Origin of the sequence: Thermoanaerobacter ethanolicus JW 200 (genome assembly GCF_003722315.1) — a bacterium.
Classification (GTDB): Bacteria; Bacillota; Thermoanaerobacteria; order Thermoanaerobacterales; family Thermoanaerobacteraceae; genus Thermoanaerobacter; species Thermoanaerobacter ethanolicus.
The window spans coordinates 1,348,469-1,365,411 of record NZ_CP033580.1 but is presented as its reverse complement, the minus strand read 5'-3'; the positions used below and the strand labels follow the sequence as shown (position 1 = coordinate 1,365,411).

Here is a 16,943-nt window from a genome sequence, read left to right as displayed (position 1 = left end):
CTCTTACTTTATTCAAAATTTTAGTCGGAAACAAAGTCGTTTCCGACTAAAAACAATTTAAAACATTTACTTGCTTTCTGCAGCTTTCTTAGCTTCTTCTATCATGTTGTGATATTTATCAAGAGTTGTCTTGATATCTTTGCCTTCAAATATTATTTCTCTCAATGCTCCATTTATAGCTTTGTCCACATCAGCCCAGTATACAAGGTTTGGCCTTGGTTCTGCATGTTTTAATGCCTCATTTATAGCTTCAAAATATGGTTTCTGCCAATCTGCAACCTTACCATAAGCATCGCTTCTCATTGATGGCCATCCTAATTTAGTGACAAGCTTCTCTTGAACTTCTTTGCTCATAAGGTATTCCATAAACTTTATAGCCATCTCTTTATTAGGTGCACCAGTTGGTATTCCTATAACTTCTCCTCCTAAAACGTGGGACTCTTTAACCGGACCTGCCCAACCGTGATATGCCAAAATGTTCTTTTTGCCATACTGCTCTACAAGAACGTTTGCAGTGTAAGGCCAATTTTCAACCAAATATACACTATCTTTTGCGAGATATTCTACAGGTGTATTCCAGTCAGCTTTCTTTGAGTCAGGAGAGAGGTATGGCTGTAATTCTTTCAAGAGTGTAAATGCTTTTATTGAACCTTCATCATTCAATACTGTTGGGTCACCACCAGCAGACCTTATAAGGTCAAACATTTGAACTGTGCTGTCAGGCCCCAAATTTTCTTTAATTATAACTCTGCCTATGCCCTCTTTTTCTTTAAAAGTCTTTGCAACCTGCAAAAGCTCATCCCAATTTGTAGGAAGTTTTAAACCGTATTCGTTGAATTTATCTTCGTTGTAGAAAGCTATTTCTACATTTGGTCTATACGGCATAAAGTACAACTTTCCATCAAACTCTCCTACTGGCACAAGACTTGGTATTACTTCCTTTGGTATCATGTCTCTATACTGAGACAAATCTTCCACAAGCCCTTTTGCCACAAGCGGAGCAAGTTGCATGTTATCTTGAGTTATAATATCTATATCCATCGCATTTGCTTTGTGCATAGCATCTAACTTTTTAATAAGGTCTCCTGCTTCAATTTGAAGAGGCTCAATTTTTACACCATACTTTTGCTCAAATGGTGGGAAAATATCTTCCTTCATCACTTTCCATTCTGCTTCTCCAAGTCCCATTGAAACTTTCAAGACTTTTTTCCTAGCATCTGACACATTTTTACTCCCGCATCCTGCGATAAGGGTACCCAAAAGGGAGAGAATCACTAATACTGCTATTACCTTAGCATAAAACTTCCTCATAACTTCAGAAAACCTCCTTAAAATTTAATTTTTTTATATATACAGTATCCGAAAAATTCGGATACGTATATGCTAACCTTTAACAGCCCCTGCAAGATAACCACTCTTCATGTACTTTTGTAAGAAGAATGTCACAAGCATTACAGGGATTGTGAGTATTGCCGCATATGTGGCAGAATCAAAAATTCCTCCTCTTTGAACATAATAGTAAGTTTGAAGAGGCAAAGTCCTGTCTGAAATAGTCAAGTAAAGAGCATAAGTAAATTCATTCCAGGAATTCAGCCACACAAATATAGCAGTAACAGCTATACCAGGAAGTGCAATTGGCATTATAATCCTCATCAATGCCGTCAATTTACTTGTTCCATCAACCAATGCAGCTTCTTCTAAGTCCTTTGGTATTGTCTCAAAAGTTCCAACCAATATCCATGCTGCAAAAGGTAAATTTACAATAAGGTGTGCCATAACTAATCCTAAATAAGTGTCCATTAAATTTAATTTTATAAACTCAACTGCTATCGGAAGAGCAATACCTACATCAGGAAACATTCTTGTAAAAAACAGTGATAATACTACTGCGTATTTTATTTTCGATGGCATCCTCGCTATAACATAAGCCGCTGGAGCAGCTATTATAATTGCGATGATAGTAGTCATTGTTGCCACTACAAAACTTTTCTTAAAAGGAGGCCATATATTTCCTGAAAGAAATACGTCTTTCCAATGGTCCAAAGTAAAGCGAGTGATGAAAAAGTCTGGATGAGGCTTTAATATATCACTTGGCACTGCAAAAGAAGTTATAAAAAGTATATATACTGGTATAATCATCAATATTGCCGCTATTATAGCTATTGGAATATACGCTGTATTTGAAATCTTTTCACTAATATCTATTTTTCTCATCATTGTTCCTCCTTAGTACCAGCTATTTTTAAGTAGCTCACTATAAATACTGCTATTATTAGGAGCAATATTGTAGATGCTGCCGCAGATGTATAAGCATTTGCATAATTATTATACTCATCATACGCAAAAGTAGAAATAACAGGAGTAGCACGGCCTGCAAGAACAAGTACAAGTTCAAATATTCTAAAAGCATCTATCGCTCTTAATATCAAGGCCATCGTTATAGAGGGCTTTAAAAGTGGCAATGTCACATATTTAAAAGTTTGCCACGCAGTTGCCCCGTCAATATTGGAAGCTTCATAAACTTCATCTGGTATACTTTCAAGACCAGCCAAAAGCAATAGTATGACCAGTGGGGTAACTTTCCACATATCAGCTACAGAAACCATAAGCAATGTCTTAAAACCACCGCTCGCCCAATCTACAGGAAGCTTAATTAAGTGTAATTTTTCCAAAAGTTCATTAAAATAACCATTTAATCCGAAAATATATGTCATAGCGACACCTGATACAAGTGTAGGAACTCCCATAGGAACCAACATCAAAGACCTCAAAAGCCCTTTTCCTCTAAAATTCCTTTTTAAAATAAGCGCAATGACGAGGCCTGCAGTCATTTCCAAAGTGAGGCTTATAAATGTAAGAGCTATGGTATTGAAAAAAGCATTTTTAAATTCTGTTTTTCCTATAATCTCTTTATAATTTGCCAATGTGAATGCTTTAGTATACTGGTCTTGAAAACTTAAAGTAATAGTTTGAATAATAGGGTATACAGTAAAACCCAAAATATATAATAGTAATGGTAAAACCATGGCAATTTCAAGTTTGTATTTCTTTACGAAGTTTACATAAGCCATGCCATATTCTCCTTTCCTAAACTTAAAATCTTCACTGCGCTTTTCATGCTTTAAAATTGTAAGCGCTTACAATTTAAAAAATAAAACAAAATTTAATCTTTTGAAGATATACAAGAATTTCTTACCACAATTTTGTGTTTTAAAATTATTTGATAATCATCAATTTCTTCCCCATTTAACATTTTTATAAGCATTCTAGCTGCAACAGCCCCTATTTCATACATAGGCTGTGATACAGTAGTGAGAGAAGGCCTTGTTGCTTCTGACAAGTCAATATTATCAAAACCCATTACTGATACATTTTCAGGACAGGAAAGCCCGCTGTCAAACACCGCATTTATTGCTCCCATTGCCATAATATCACTTATCGCAAAAATAGCAGTGGGTCTCATCTCGCCTTTTAACATTTCCATCGCCGCATTATATCCGCCTTTATACTTAAAATTTGCTTCTTTAATAAATTCATCGTAAATTGGTAAGCCATTATCAATAAGAGCTTGCTTATACCCTTTTAGCCTGTCTACGCTATCTATTGTCTCTTTCATGTCATCAAGAGGGCCATGAATAATTCCAATCCTCTTGTGGCCTAATGATATCAAATAATTCACTGCATCATAAGCCGCTTTAAAATTATCAATCCCTACATAAGGCACATCAAACTTTGTTGTTCTTCCTGCAAGTACCACCTTTATATTGTCATTTTTAAAGACTTCATAATGCTCTTCAGAAAAATAGTCACAGTGAAATATTATTCCATCAACCCACCGATTTTTTAGCATTTCTATATATTGAAATTCTTTTTCTCTTTTATTGTCTGCATTGCACAAAGTAATATTGTATTTATAAATATTGCAGACATCTTCAATACCTCTTACTACTTCCGCATAGTAAGGGTTTGATATATCAGGCACAATCAGCCCTATAGTGTTTGTTTTCTTCATCGCCAGGCTTCTGGCTGGCATACTGGGTTTATATCCCAGCTCTTCTGCAGCTTTTAAAACTTTTTGCCTTGCTTTTTCACTTACTAAAGGGCTATTATTAAAAACTCTCGAAACAGTTGCAATAGAAACACCTGCTAATTTTGCCACATCGTCTATTGTCGCCATTTTGACACCCTTTTCTTAATTTACTGTAACCGCTTACAGTTACATTATATTACGATTCTTTTAAAAATGCAAGAGTTTTTTATAAAAAATATTCCCCAAAACACAGGGGAATATTTCCACACTACAGCAATTCTAATATTTTATCTGCTTCACTTAAATCCTTTAAAATTAAGTCTGCTTCTTTTACTGTTTCAGGATTGCCCACTCCTACTGCAAACATTCCTGCTTTTTTTATTGCAGTAATTCCCGCAGCCGAATCTTCTATTCCAATGCACTTCTCCGGAGGAATCCCAAGATGCTTCGCTGCATTTAAAAATATCTCAGGGTCAGGTTTTCCATGCTTAATTTCATTTGCATCCACTATATAGTCAAACTGATCTCTTATTTTTAAATTTTCAACAACAGTAAAAGCATTTTTGCTGACAGATGCAATTGCTATTTTAATACCTCGTTTTTTAAGCTCTTCAATGAATCTCTCCACTCCAGGCAATAAATCCTCAGGTGTAATTCTCTTTATCATCTCTTTATAGTACTCATTCTTTTTATTTGCATAATATTCTTTTTCTTCTTGAGAATATTTTTTATCACTTTTCTCTAAAATTATCTCTAAAGATTGTAGGCGGCTTACACCTTTTAACCTCTCATTAATAACTTCATCAAAATATATCCCTAACTCATCAGCAAGTTTTTTCCATGCTAAATAGTGATACCTTGCAGTATCTGTAATAACACCATCTAAATCAAAAATTACTCCACGATATCTTGCCATTTTATTCCTCCTTCGTAACGTTTATTTTAATCCCGTTGTAGATATTCCTTTTACAAAATATCTCTGGAATATTAAGAATATCAATATAGTAGGTAACGTCAAAAGTATAGCTCCTGCCATTACCTGATTCCAAAATTGATAGTATTGGCCGTAAAAGGAATTAAGTCCTACCGGCAGTGTATACATATCATCACTAGACGTCAAGAGGCTAGGCCACAAGAAACTATTCCAATTGCCAGTAAACATAAAAATGAATTGAGTTGCAAGAGCAGGTTTAGACAAAGGCAAAACTATTTTAAAGAAAATCCCAAATCGTGACAAACCGTCAATTGTAGCTGCTTCTTCTAACTCTTTGGGAAGAGATAAGAAAAATTGCCTCATTAAAAATATTCCAAAATTACTAGTCAAAAATGGAATTGTAAGGCCCATGTAAGTGTTCACCCAGCCTAATTTGCTGAGAAGGATATAAGTTGGCACCATCACTACCTGTCCTGGTACCATCATGAGAGCAAGCACAACCATAAACAATAAATTTCTTCCAGGAAAATTTATTCTTGCAAGTGCATACCCTGCCATAGAATTAAACAGGATATTGCCAAACGTCACTATAGCTGCAACTATAGCACTATTTATAAACCACCTTAAAAAAGGAAATTTTGTAATTATCATTTTATAGTTATCTAAAGTTAAATGTTTTATATTTACAGCAAAAGTATTTAATTCACTGGTGGGTTTTAGAGATGTTATTATAGACCATATAAAAGGACCAAGTGTAATTACTGCATATCCTACTACAACGATATAAAATAAAAGCCGCAACACCTTTTTCATCTATTGCCACCTCCTAATAGGTTTCTTCTTTGAAAAGCTTTCGCTGTATAAGAGTCAATATCAAGATTATTACAAATAATGCAAAAGCCATAGCTGAAGCGTAACCCATGTTAAAATCTCTAAAGCCTGTCCTATATATATCCAGCACGACTGTCATTGTAGCATCAAGAGGCCCACCAGTCCCTTGCGATACTACATAGGCTTGGTCAAAAACCTGAAAAGTACCAATTAATGACATTACTAGATTAAAAAACACTATTGGCCTCAACATTGGAAGGGTAATTTTGAAAAACCTTTGAAATTTATTAGCTCCATCTACTTCCGCCGCCTCGTACAATTCTGATGGTATATCCTGTAATCCAGCAAGAAAAATCACCATGTAATTACCTACAGAAGACCATATCGCCATCATCATGATAGAAGGAAGCGCAAACCTTACATCATTAAACCAAGCAGGTCCTTGTATGCCAAATTTAGCTAACAAAGCATTAACTAAACCATCTGCTTTAAATAGATATAAAAATATTACAGAAACTGCAACTGTGGATGTAACAGTTGGTATATAATAGGCAACTCTAAAAAATGTTTTACCTTTAATATTCGAATTTACAATTAATGCTAGTATTAAGGCAATAATTAGCTGTGTTGGCACTACTCCTAAAGAATAAAGTGTTGTATTTAAAAGAGCCCTTTTAAATGTCGGGTCGCTAAATAACTTTATATAATTTGCAAATCCAACCCATCGGCTTGCTTCAGGATTTAAAAAAGAAAATTCTTTAAAACTTATAATAAAAGCATAAATTAATGGTCCTATCAAAAAAATAGATATTGAAGCAATAAAAGGTAACACAAAAGCATACCCTGACAAAGCTTCGTATAAATACCTCTTTTTCATAGTCATTTTAGCTTCCATAAATACATCCTTCCCTTCAACCTTAAAAAATCATAATTGCAGCACCTTATTTTAGTAAGGTGCTGCTTGTTTAAATTATTGTCCAACTTCCTTTTGTGCATTGTCAAGAGCTTGTTGAGCACTACTTATTTGCTTCATTATTAATGCTTCACAGGCTTTATTAGCCGCATCTACTACCTTTGTGCCATACAAGCCAAACTGCCATGGTACTGCATAGGAAGCACCATCTACAAAGGCAGCTCTTTCAGGATATTTCTCCTTAAATCCTTCTTGCATAGACTTTCTCGATGGAAGTGCAAGACCTGAATCTACTACAAATTGCTGTCCTTCTTTACCGGTTAAAAATTCAATAAGCTTAAATGCTTCATCTTTATGTTGGCTGTTTTTATTCATCACATATGCAACAGTGAAAGCCATTGTAGATTTTTGCTTTCCTGCTGGAAGCTCTGCTATACCATAGTTTAAATCAGGAGCTTTTTCTTTGAGGAATGGTATCATCCAGCCACCTTCTATTGCCATTGCAGCTTTTTTAGCAGCAAAAGCATCTCCATTCCAGCCTTCTCCCATGTTTTGTGGTGTGTCAGCAACTTTGTCTTTTGTAATGAGGCCTACATAAAAATCAAGAGCTTGTGCATTCTCTGGCAGATTTAAAGTAACTTTTCCATCTTGATATACTGAACCGCCATTTTGATTTATAAAAGCATCAAATCTTGCAAGGTCTGCTGATAAAACCAAACCTTTGACACCGTCTTTTGTCAACTTTTTAGCTACATCTCTTAATTCCTCCCATGTTTTTGGAGGTTCATTTATTCCAGCGGCTTTAAACATGTCTTTGTTGTAAAACAAAGCTAGAGTATTGAAATCCTTTGGCAAACCATAAGTTTTTCCTTCCCACTGAAAAGCGGAAAGCAAAGCAGGTTCGAAATCATTTACATCCACATTGTATTTCTTAATATAATCATCTAATGGCTCTAAAACTCCTGAAGACATAAGCTGTGGTGCAGGCATGCTGTCAAGATAGAATATGTCTGGTGCTGTATTTGACGCCAGTTCTGTTTGTAATTTTTGCATGTAATCTCCCACAATTGTCTCAATTTGCACATCTATATTTGGATATTTTTCTTTAAACTTAGCTATTTGGTCATCCACTATCTTCTTTTCTGCTGGAGATGAAGACCACATACCTAATTTTATAGTAACTGGTTTCACCGTCTCTTGTTTTTGTGTATTTGTCTCATTGGCACTGGAGGTATTATTTTTACTGGATGAACAACCAGCTAAAACAGTAGCTAATACAAAGATCGTCAAAACAAAGATGCTTAAAAGTTTTTTACTCATTACCACTTTCCCCTTTCATAATTTTATAGTAAAATATCTGATTGAGGACTTAAAATTTTACTTCAACTTCACTTATCCCCCCTTAAAACTTAATCAATTTATTTTAAGGTATAGCAGGTTACCACCTGCCTGTACCTTTTTGACTATTGTAACGTAATCTCTTTCCCTTTTACCTTTACTTTTATATTTCCTTTTCCTTCTAATTTTTTTACTGACACGTCCTCTTTTGTAACAATTACCTCAATTAAATTGCCTTTCCAGAATACTTTATAGGAAAGTTTGTCCCATTTTTCTGGCAGCCACGGATTTATATTTAATATCTCTTCTTTGTCAATTTCCATTCCGCCAAATCCAAAAACAGCTACTTGCCATGTACCACCAGCAGATGCAGCATGCAAACCTTCTTTAGTGTTACCCTGATTGTCCACAAGGTCAACGTTGGCACTTCTCATAAAAGATTGGTACGCGTTTTTGTGGTCCCCAACTTTTAAACCCATAATGGCATACATACTTGGACCTAAAGAAGACTTGTGCATAGTCCGCTTTTCATAATATTCGTAATTGATTCTTTTCGTCTCTTCGTCAAATTCCTCGCCTAACAAAAGCATCAACATTACAACGTCAGCCTGTTTAATAAGTTGTGTATCACCCAATCTCGTTATATCAACACCTTCAGGCCATATAGGCATATTGTTTTCATCAAATTTATCAATAACATAATCTTTTTTGTCAAAATAACCTTCAAATTGTTCTATCAGCTTTTTGTCTTTGTCATAAGGTATATATATTTTTTCTTCAACTTCTTTCCACTTTTCCATTTCCTCATTTGTCAAACATATCTTGTTTGATATAGCATAATAATGTTCAGGGTATTTTTCTTTTAACATATTGATTAGTTCAAGTCCCTTTTTAATATTCCATTTTGCAAGGTAATTAGTATAAGCATTATTATCAACATGTTCATGAAATTCGTCAGGACCTATGACATTGTTTATTTCATACCTGTCTAATTCTTTTACATATTCACATCTAGATACCCAAAACCTTGCAGTCTCAAAAATGACTTCTGCACCATAATTCAACATAAACTCAATATCCTCTGTCGCTCTAAAATACTCCCACACTGCAAAAGCTATATCAGCAGTTATATGATGCTCTAAATCTCCTGTCCATATCCTTACAGGGTTTCCTTTGTAATCAAATCCCCATTTAGGTGTCTCTTCCTCTCCTGTGTCTGCAGATTCCCAAGGATATTGTGCTCCTTTATATCCATTTAAAGTCGCATTTTTTCTTGCTGCATCAAGCATATTGTACCTGTACATCAAAAGTGTTCTAGCTGCCTGCGGATACACATATATGAAAAAGGGAAGCATAAATATCTCAGTATCCCAAAATACATGGCCTTTGTATCCCTCACCATGAAGAGCTTTCGCAGCAATACTTACCAGGGGGTCATTTTCATTGACAGAACTCATGAGATGAAAAATATTAAAACGCAAAGCTTTATCTGCTTCTTCATCCCCTTCAATATTTATATCTGCAACAGACCATAGTTCTTCATATACCTCAATATGTCTCTGCAACTCTTTGTCAATACCTTCTCCAGCAAAAGCAAAGAGTTCTTTTTCCACCGTCGTCTTTAACAGGTCTTTTCTTACGTCTCTGGAGGTATAAGTTATTACAAATTTGTCAATTACTACTGTTTTGTTCTCTGTACCGTCAAACTCAAAGTACTCAATACTTCTCTCACCTAAAGGCAAAAACCTTTTAAATTTAGCTACGTTATTTTTTTCTTCATCTTCATGATGATATATCCTCACTGTACTACCTGTTGCTATGCGGGTATCATCGTCAACAGTTGCTGTTTCAAGATAAACTCCATTTTTACTTAGACTACTATTGTTAGCCACTTTCAAATGCTTTACTCTATACTTTGGGCTATCTGCTGAATTTAAAACAGTCCCATCAATAATGCTCTCTATACCTACAACACCACTGTAATTTACAGGTGTTACAAATAGCTTAATTGCAGAACGATGACGGTCACTGCGGCTTAAAAATCTGTATCCCTCAATTCGAGTAATTCTATCTTTGCTGTCTTTTATCAACATACTCCTAAATAGAATACCTTTTTTCATATCAAGAATTCTTTTAAATTCTATCAACTGGCATTTATCCAAACTTAATTCTTCACCTTCAACATACAACTTTATTCTCAACCAATTTTGAGCATTTACAATTTCTCTAACCTGCGCATCTGACTTGTCAAAAATTCCTGCAATAAAATTTCCCGACCTTTCTCCCTCGTTTCCTTCCTCAAAAGTACCTCTTACGCCCATGTAACCATTTGTAAGTGTAAAAAGGGTCTCATATCGAGGATTTACCTCTGTATTATACTCATTTTGGAAAATAAGCCATTTGTCATCACTTATTAAATTGTTTACATCCTCTAAAAACATGTGCTTTACCACTTATATACCTCCATCCTTACCAAAAATTCTATCCGAAACGTTTTGGATACTTTTTAAAAAAAATTATATCTTTCTAGCTGAATCTCTAATTACAAGTTTATGAGGTATTAATATATGCTGAGGCTTTTCCCCTTTTATAATAGATAAAAGATGTTTTGCTGCATTATATCCCATCTTAAAAGTATCTTGTCTTATAGTAGTAAGTCCAGGAGTAATAAGGGATGCAAGTTCAATATCGTCAAAACCTACAATAGAGATGTCATCAGGCACTTTCATTCCTAAGTCTTTTGCTGCTTTGAAAGACCCTATTGCCATCAAATCAGAAGCATGAAATACAGCAGTTATTTCCGGATGTTCAAAAACCAACGTCTTAAAAGAATTATATCCACCTTCTTGAGTAAAATCATCAAAAACTACATATTCCTCTTTGTAAGGTATATTATTTTTTTCAAGAGCTTTTTTATAACCTTCTAACCTTTCAAAACTTACAGCCGCATCATTATGCCCATTTATAAATCCAATATTTCTATGTCCCAACTTTATAAGATAACTTGTAGCCTCAAAAGCTGCCTGAACGTTATCCGAACTTACATATCCCACTTTATCAGTAAGTATTGGTATATCAATCAAAACAGTGGGAATTTGTGTTTTCTTTATTTCTTTAATGTAAGGATCACTCAATCTTAAGCCTTCTACAATAGCCCCTTCCACTTTTCTGTCATTGCAAAGCTTCTCATAGGAAGTGGCATCTTGGCTTTCCGGGTCTACAGTAAAAAGTATAAGGTCATATTTATCTTTTCTTAATCCTGCTTTTATTCCTGCAAGCACTTCGAGAAAGAAAGGATGATACGCCCCCGGCTTTATTAACTCAGAAACAACCAATCCAACCGTATGAGTCTTATTTGTGACAAGTCCTCTTGCAATAGAGTTTGGAGTATAATTAAGTTTTTCCGCTATTTTTTTAATTCTCTCGCGGGTTTCCTCACTTACATCCGGATATCCGTTTAAAGCTCTTGAAACCGTCGTAACAGATACACCCGCATATTTTGCTATATCTCTTATTGTAACTGCCATTTAATATCCACCTTTTCCAAAACGTTTTGGTTGTTTGGTTTCATTTTATCAAAAACCTTTTCACCTGTCAATAGATTTTTTCCTTCCATAAGGACACACTTCCATACAAATACCGCATACATATCCTCTTCCAATGTGTTTAAAATTTTTATTCATATATTCGCTACAGGCTCTTGCATCAACTATTTCTTCTCTCGGCATTCCCTCTTTCCATAGAGTACCATAAAGTGCCATAGCAGGACAGGCTTCTACACATAATTTGCAGCTGCCACATTTACTTTCAGTAACAGGAGCCCCTGTTTCAAAAGGCATGTTTGTGAGGACAGTCCCTAATCTTATCCGTGGACCATATTTATAAGTCACAAGAAGGCCATTTTTTCCTATCCAACCTATTCCTGCTCTTGTAGCAGCAGTTTTATGTGGAAAAAGTCCCCTGTATTCCCCCAAATCAGCAATCGATTGAGAAGCAGGAACAGCTAATGCTTTATAGCCCCATTCTTCAAGAATAAGAACTGTTCTTAAGGTTATCTGGTCAATTAGCGTATTTACAGAACGGTAATGGTGATAATAAGTGTGAGTCGGCTTATTCTCAATTTCATCCACTATTCTATCCGCTAATTTTATTACAACTGTAATGGCATACGGAATATCTGAAAGAGTATCGGGAAGGATACCTGTAAGATTTGAAAAACCCACTAAAGACGCTCCCCACTCTTTGATTTTTTGCTCTAAAATTTTTTGTTTTTCCATCTTTATCAACCCTTTTAGTAAAATTTATGCACATAAATATTTTAACACAACAAAATATATTTTTTTAAAATTTTTCAAGTATATTTTTTATCCACCTACACAAATTAAGTATGAGAAAGAGTAAGGAGGGATTTAAATGGCAAGAGGTAGTTGGAATGATCGTCCAAAAATGGTACCAGAGGCTCACAAAGCCCTTGATAATATGAAATACGAAATCGCATCAGAGCTTGGCCTTCCAGTTAAGCAAGGTTCTGAAGATTATTGGGGATATGTAAGTAGCCGAGATTGCGGCAAAGTAGGAGGACAAATGTTAAGACGAATGGTTCATTTTGCTGAATCTGCCATGGCAAGGGGCATCAGTATATATGGTTCTACTCCTGCACAGGGCGGTCCACAAGGTGCTGCAGGAAGTGAATCAGAATATATGCAAAGATAGAAAGAGAAAAAGAGAGTATTTCGTATACTCTCTCAGACTGTAGACAAACTTTCGTAAAGGAGATATTTTGCATAAGGAGCGACTTGTTACAAAGCGGCCCGGCACTCAAGTAAGAAAGTTTATAAAGCAAAAATAGAAAAAACAAGCATACTTACTTGAGTGCCGGGAAACTTAGCAAGACCGAGGGTGGAGGCAGGGCCGAAGCCATGGATGGCGAAGGCGGGCACCTGAGGCAAGGAGGCCGATTGTGCCCGGTACCCTGCCGGAGCCCGAAGGTCGAGCTTTAGTTTTGTCGCTTTGGAACATCGGAGCGACGATGCAAAATATCTCCTTTGAATATTTTTTAACTTTGTCAACAAACTGAGAGAGTATTTCGTATACTCTCTTTTATTATTGTATATTTTGTGATAGAATTAACTTAAACATACCACATATAGTAATAATGCGAGGTGGTAACTTGGCTTACGAAATACAAGAATTAGCAGAAAACAAGTTAATTATACTATACATCTTAAACAGAATAAATATGCCTATTACAGACGAGCAAATAAGCAAAATTATCTTAGATAACAAACTTATGAACTATTTCTATTTAAGACAGTACCTTGACGAATTAATAGAAACTGGCTTTATAAAATTAGAAGAAGAAAAATATTTTATTACTGAAGAAGGTATAAACATTTTAAAACTATTTTTCACAAGAATCCCCTTTGAAACACGGCAAAAAATAGACGAATACATCCTTTTAAACAAAGAAAAAATAAAACAGGAATCTCAATATATAGCCACTTATTACAAAAAAGACGAAAACCAATATATAGCTAATTGCAAAGTCGTAGAAAATGATATAGTTTTGATTGAGCTAAACATAAATGTAGTAAACAGCGAGCAGGCAAAACTTATCTGCGATAATTGGAAACAAAAATCTCAAGACGTATATGCATACATAATAAAAGTCCTCACAGGTCAATAACAAGGCCTTGGGGCTCTTTTCTTGTTTCAATAAACTTCACTACCCTCATTTCATCAATGTCAATTATATTCACTTTGTTTTCTTCTGCAGAAGAAACATAAGCATATTTATCTAAAATACATAAATACCCAGGTGCATATCCACAATAAACTTCTTTTTTCTGTTTTGTAAATAAATCTATTTTGCACAGCGTATTAGAGCAAGAATTAAGCACATACAAAAAGTTTTCCTTTTTCCGTACCATTGTAGGAACTTTTCCTACTCCTATTTCCCCAGTTACTTTCAAACTTTGCAGGTTTATCATGGAAATTTTTCCATTTATCCCCGTTTCAAAATAACTGTTTATTACATACAAACAGTCCCAATCTTCAGAGAAAGTCATTCCTATAGGCCTTGCCCCTGTCACAATAAAATCTACAATCCTATAACTATAAGGGTCGATTAATAAAATTTCATCAGAATTCATATTGCTCACAAAAATCAAATCATACTTTTCATTGTAAATTATGTCCTGGGGGAAACTTCCCACTTTAACTTGCCCTATCACTTTTTTCTCTTCAATATCAAAAATACTTATAGAGTCTGAGTCTCCATTAACCACTAATATATAATCTCCATGCATAATGCCATTATTAGGATAATTACCTACATACAGAGAAATTTCTGAAGTAAAATCGTCTAGGTTTATTATACTAATTGAATTATCATAAGCATTTAAAGAATACAGTTTCTGTCTCTGTTTATCTAAAATTAATCGATGAGGACCACATAAATATTTAGAATAGACATTTAAGGGCAGATGTTTATTGTTATATGAATTAATCTTTGCAAAATCTCTGTAATTTGTCTCCAAATTAACTCGCTCAATAATATCTTCTCCCATATTAGCAATGTAAATGTACAAAACACATCCCCCCACATATTAGCATAATTCCATAATATGCAGGAGGATATATTTGAGAAACCAATAACTCCATAAAAAATCGCTCACTTAAATTGTGAGCGTCTTTCAATATTTTTACAAATTTACCACCGAGGTGGCCCTGTATCATACCTGCAACCACTTGTTCTTTTAGCCTGTTGATAAGTCTTAAAACCCGCATGGCTGTAATAATGGTCGGGGCAACAGGATTTGAACCTGCGACCTCACGGTCCCGAACCGCGCGCGCTACCGCTGCGCCATGCCCCGACACATTATTCATTTTATCATACTCCTTTCCTTTTTTCAATAAACAAAATAAAGTTATAGCCCTACCCAAACTCAAAACTATTTAATTATTTTTTTCAAAAAACACTTATTAGTAGCAAACTTTCTGAGAAATTTGGCTCTAAAATGAATTTCTAAATTTTATAATTGCAATTGACAGATAAATGAATTAAGTGTATAATAAAACTATCAAATTGGAAAGGGCGATTGATATGACTTATTTGGAGTTAGAATTTATGCGCTCTTCAAAACCAGTAAATGCACCAATTAGAACGTTGAAGAAATGTAATGCAATTACATGTATCCATAATTGCAACAGTTTTTGTGTGACCTATAAAGATTTTAAGTGCGATTTTCAAGAAGAAATTAAAATACCTGAACAATAAATCAGGCGGTCGAAAGACCGCTTTTATCATACGTCTATTATTTTTTCCATCAATTCATTCATGTTATATTTGATTTTTTGTTCTTTAGCAATCCTTAAGAGTCTCAAATATTCTTGTCTTGCAAAATCGTACTTTAGCCTTGCTAACTTTATCTTAAGGTAGTTGTCATTTTCCAGCATTTCTAAATTTCTTTCTGCTTCTTTCATCGCCTTTAGTGCTTTATCTATCTCCCGTAACAACGCAGTCCCTGTCATTTCCATAACAACCACCTTCTCATTACGGCCTTTACACCTTACATTATATTAAAAATATGTCTTAATTATTACCTTTTTAAGCATAGGCCTCACATAACCAATCATGTACAATGAACCACAAAAAAGTACCATATCCTCTTCCTTAGCTATATCCAGGGCGTATTTTACCGCTTCTTCAATATTTTCAATCGCAATCACTTTTTCTTTTTCTATCCGCTCTGCAAGTTCACTTGCCTTATAAGCTCTTTCACTTATTGGGGTGGTTGTTATTATAATATCTGCCTCTGGCACAATTATATCCAACATCTTCTGTGTATCTTTGTCTTTAAGCATTCCAATTACTAAAATCAATTTATCATATTTAAATAATTTTAGAGACTCTTTCAAAACAGTCATTCCTTGAGGATTGTGAGCACCGTCTATTACTACGTAGGGTTTTTTTCTCATTACTTCCAATCTTCCAGGCCATTTTGCCCTGTAAAGCCCTTCCCTTATATCTTTTTCTGTGATTTCGTATCCATACATTTTCAATTTTTCTACGCTCTCAATCGCCAAAGCAGCATTGTAAATCTGATGTTCTCCCAATAAAGTAATTTTTAAGTCCTTGTATTTTTTGTAGTCAAAAATCTGAAAATCAGGGTTTTGTTCTTTTATAATTACGTTACTTTTTTCAAGTACAGTCAAATAAGCATTTCTTACCTCACATGCTTCTATGATGACTTTCAATGCTTCTGGCTGTTGATAAAAACTTACCACCACTCCATTTCGCTTGATAATGCCTGCCTTTTCATATGCAATCTCTCCTAAAGTATGTCCCAATCTGTCTGTATGGTCATAATCAATAGTGGTTATAACAGAAACTAATGAAAAATCAATAGCATTTGTTGCGTCAAATCTACCTCCAAGTCCTACCTCTAAAACTACAAAATCCACTTTTTCATCATAAAAATATTTAAAAGCAATTGCAGTTACCACTTCAAATTCCGTCGGATGATTGTATCCTTCCTCCACCATACGAGATATTATAGGCTTTATATATTCAACATAATAAATCAACTTTTCCTTGGAAATATTTTCTCCATTTATTCTCATTCTCTCTTCAAATTCTTCGAGGTAGGGAGAAGTATATAAAGCTACTTTATATCCAGCCTGCTGCAAAATGTTGCTTATAAAAGCTGATGTAGAGCCTTTTCCATTTGTACCAGCAACGTGGATAATTTTAAGGTTTTTTTGAGGATTCCCCATATAATTTAATAATCTTCTTATATTTTCTAATCCCAACTTTATGCCAAATTTGTATGTACCATGTATGTAGCTAATTGCTTCTTCATAGTTCATTTAAGCCCATCTCCCATATAAACGGA

17 protein-coding genes and 1 tRNA gene are annotated in these 16,943 nt (G+C 34.7%); 3 read left to right on the top strand and 15 right to left on the bottom strand.

All coding sequences use genetic code 11. The features are described from left to right. Positions 1-66 precede the first annotated feature (66 nt). The 11 genes from EB239_RS06700 to EB239_RS06650 all read right to left on the bottom strand — a co-directional run bounded on the left by EB239_RS06700 (position 67) and on the right by EB239_RS06650 (position 12,323). Positions 67-1,311: a sugar ABC transporter substrate-binding protein gene (locus EB239_RS06700; RefSeq protein ID WP_003870319.1), complete on the bottom strand. Its 1,245-nt coding sequence runs from the start codon at positions 1,309-1,311 to the stop codon at positions 67-69. Between the two features lie 72 nt (positions 1,312-1,383). Continuing rightward, entirely contained in the window at positions 1,384-2,214 is an 831-nt protein-coding gene (locus EB239_RS06695; protein WP_003870320.1) for a carbohydrate ABC transporter permease, read from the bottom strand. Beyond that, positions 2,214-3,071, bottom strand: coding sequence for a carbohydrate ABC transporter permease (locus EB239_RS06690; RefSeq protein ID WP_003870321.1), 858 nt, complete (start codon positions 3,069-3,071; stop codon positions 2,214-2,216). The genes EB239_RS06695 and EB239_RS06690 overlap by 1 nt, the downstream gene beginning before the upstream one ends. Before the next feature lie 92 nt (positions 3,072-3,163). Continuing rightward, entirely contained in the window at positions 3,164-4,177 is a 1,014-nt protein-coding gene (locus tag EB239_RS06685; RefSeq protein ID WP_003870322.1) for a LacI family DNA-binding transcriptional regulator, read from the bottom strand. Positions 4,178-4,298: 121 nt separating this feature from the next. Then, positions 4,299-4,946 (bottom strand): beta-phosphoglucomutase, encoded by a 648-nt coding sequence (gene pgmB, locus EB239_RS06680; RefSeq protein ID WP_003870323.1) that lies wholly within the window; start codon positions 4,944-4,946, stop codon positions 4,299-4,301. A gap of 21 nt (positions 4,947-4,967) precedes the next feature. Continuing rightward, positions 4,968-5,777, bottom strand: coding sequence for a carbohydrate ABC transporter permease (locus EB239_RS06675; protein WP_003870324.1), 810 nt, complete (start codon positions 5,775-5,777; stop codon positions 4,968-4,970). 13 nt (positions 5,778-5,790) lie between these two features. Beyond that, positions 5,791-6,690, bottom strand: coding sequence for a carbohydrate ABC transporter permease (locus EB239_RS06670; RefSeq protein WP_003870325.1), 900 nt, complete (start codon positions 6,688-6,690; stop codon positions 5,791-5,793). Positions 6,691-6,765: 75 nt separating this feature from the next. Further along, on the bottom strand, positions 6,766-8,028 hold the full coding sequence (locus EB239_RS06665; RefSeq protein ID WP_003870326.1) for an ABC transporter substrate-binding protein: 1,263 nt from the start codon (positions 8,026-8,028) through the stop codon (positions 6,766-6,768). A 143-nt stretch (positions 8,029-8,171) separates the two neighbouring features. Then, positions 8,172-10,499 carry a glycoside hydrolase family 65 protein gene (locus EB239_RS06660; protein ID WP_003870327.1) on the bottom strand — a complete coding sequence of 776 codons (2,328 nt, stop codon included), beginning with the start codon at positions 10,497-10,499 and terminating at the stop codon, positions 8,172-8,174. A gap of 63 nt (positions 10,500-10,562) precedes the next feature. Continuing rightward, positions 10,563-11,573 carry a LacI family DNA-binding transcriptional regulator gene (locus EB239_RS06655; RefSeq protein WP_003870328.1) on the bottom strand — a complete coding sequence of 337 codons (1,011 nt, stop codon included), beginning with the start codon at positions 11,571-11,573 and terminating at the stop codon, positions 10,563-10,565. Between the two features lie 60 nt (positions 11,574-11,633). Then, complete coding sequence (locus tag EB239_RS06650) at positions 11,634-12,323, bottom strand: 4Fe-4S double cluster binding domain-containing protein (RefSeq protein ID WP_003870330.1); 690 nt, start codon at positions 12,321-12,323, stop codon at positions 11,634-11,636. Positions 12,324-12,459: 136 nt separating this feature from the next. Here EB239_RS06650 and EB239_RS06645 point away from each other — a divergent pair, with 136 nt between their 5' ends. Together EB239_RS06645 and EB239_RS06640 are read left to right on the top strand one after the other, a co-directional pair. Continuing rightward, positions 12,460-12,759, top strand: coding sequence for an alpha/beta-type small acid-soluble spore protein (locus EB239_RS06645; RefSeq protein ID WP_003870331.1), 300 nt, complete (start codon positions 12,460-12,462; stop codon positions 12,757-12,759). Between the two features lie 457 nt (positions 12,760-13,216). Beyond that, on the top strand, positions 13,217-13,732 hold the full coding sequence (locus tag EB239_RS06640; RefSeq protein ID WP_003867000.1) for a DUF4364 family protein: 516 nt from the start codon (positions 13,217-13,219) through the stop codon (positions 13,730-13,732). On the opposite strand, the gene EB239_RS06635 is transcribed toward EB239_RS06640, so the two are convergent. Beyond that, positions 13,719-14,636, bottom strand: coding sequence for a YncE family protein (locus EB239_RS06635; RefSeq protein ID WP_003870332.1), 918 nt, complete (start codon positions 14,634-14,636; stop codon positions 13,719-13,721). The two genes, EB239_RS06640 and EB239_RS06635, sit on opposite strands and share 14 nt — an antisense overlap. A 210-nt stretch (positions 14,637-14,846) precedes the next feature. Beyond that, positions 14,847-14,921, bottom strand: a tRNA-Pro gene (locus tag EB239_RS06625). A 212-nt stretch (positions 14,922-15,133) separates the two neighbouring features. Between EB239_RS06625 and EB239_RS14625 the strand changes: the two genes are divergently transcribed. Beyond that, a complete protein-coding gene (locus EB239_RS14625; RefSeq protein ID WP_208638269.1) occupies positions 15,134-15,325 on the top strand; it encodes a hypothetical protein in 192 nt (63 codons plus the stop codon). A 26-nt stretch (positions 15,326-15,351) separates the two neighbouring features. Here EB239_RS14625 and EB239_RS06620 read toward each other — a convergent pair whose 3' ends face one another. Both EB239_RS06620 and EB239_RS06615 read right to left on the bottom strand, forming a co-directional pair. Further along, complete coding sequence (locus tag EB239_RS06620) at positions 15,352-15,585, bottom strand: hypothetical protein (protein WP_003870333.1); 234 nt, start codon at positions 15,583-15,585, stop codon at positions 15,352-15,354. 42 nt (positions 15,586-15,627) lie between these two features. Beyond that, complete coding sequence (locus EB239_RS06615) at positions 15,628-16,917, bottom strand: bifunctional folylpolyglutamate synthase/dihydrofolate synthase (protein WP_003870334.1); 1,290 nt, start codon at positions 16,915-16,917, stop codon at positions 15,628-15,630. Positions 16,918-16,943: the final 26 nt, after the last annotated feature.

Coding starts and splice junctions, on each gene's coding strand:
- EB239_RS06700 (WP_003870319.1), bottom strand. CDS start 1,311: ATGAGGAAGTTTTATGCTAAGGTAATAGCAGTATTAGTGATTCTCTCC.
- EB239_RS06695 (WP_003870320.1), bottom strand. CDS start 2,214: ATGAGAAAAATAGATATTAGTGAAAAGATTTCAAATACAGCGTATATT.
- EB239_RS06690 (WP_003870321.1), bottom strand. CDS start 3,071: ATGGCTTATGTAAACTTCGTAAAGAAATACAAACTTGAAATTGCCATG.
- EB239_RS06685 (WP_003870322.1), bottom strand. CDS start 4,177: ATGGCGACAATAGACGATGTGGCAAAATTAGCAGGTGTTTCTATTGCA.
- pgmB (WP_003870323.1), bottom strand. CDS start 4,946: ATGGCAAGATATCGTGGAGTAATTTTTGATTTAGATGGTGTTATTACA.
- EB239_RS06675 (WP_003870324.1), bottom strand. CDS start 5,777: ATGAAAAAGGTGTTGCGGCTTTTATTTTATATCGTTGTAGTAGGATAT.
- EB239_RS06670 (WP_003870325.1), bottom strand. CDS start 6,690: ATGGAAGCTAAAATGACTATGAAAAAGAGGTATTTATACGAAGCTTTG.
- EB239_RS06665 (WP_003870326.1), bottom strand. CDS start 8,028: ATGAGTAAAAAACTTTTAAGCATCTTTGTTTTGACGATCTTTGTATTA.
- EB239_RS06655 (WP_003870328.1), bottom strand. CDS start 11,573: ATGGCAGTTACAATAAGAGATATAGCAAAATATGCGGGTGTATCTGTT.
- EB239_RS06650 (WP_003870330.1), bottom strand. CDS start 12,323: ATGGAAAAACAAAAAATTTTAGAGCAAAAAATCAAAGAGTGGGGAGCG.
- EB239_RS06645 (WP_003870331.1), top strand. CDS start 12,460: ATGGCAAGAGGTAGTTGGAATGATCGTCCAAAAATGGTACCAGAGGCT.
- EB239_RS06620 (WP_003870333.1), bottom strand. CDS start 15,585: ATGGAAATGACAGGGACTGCGTTGTTACGGGAGATAGATAAAGCACTA.
- EB239_RS06615 (WP_003870334.1), bottom strand. CDS start 16,917: ATGAACTATGAAGAAGCAATTAGCTACATACATGGTACATACAAATTT.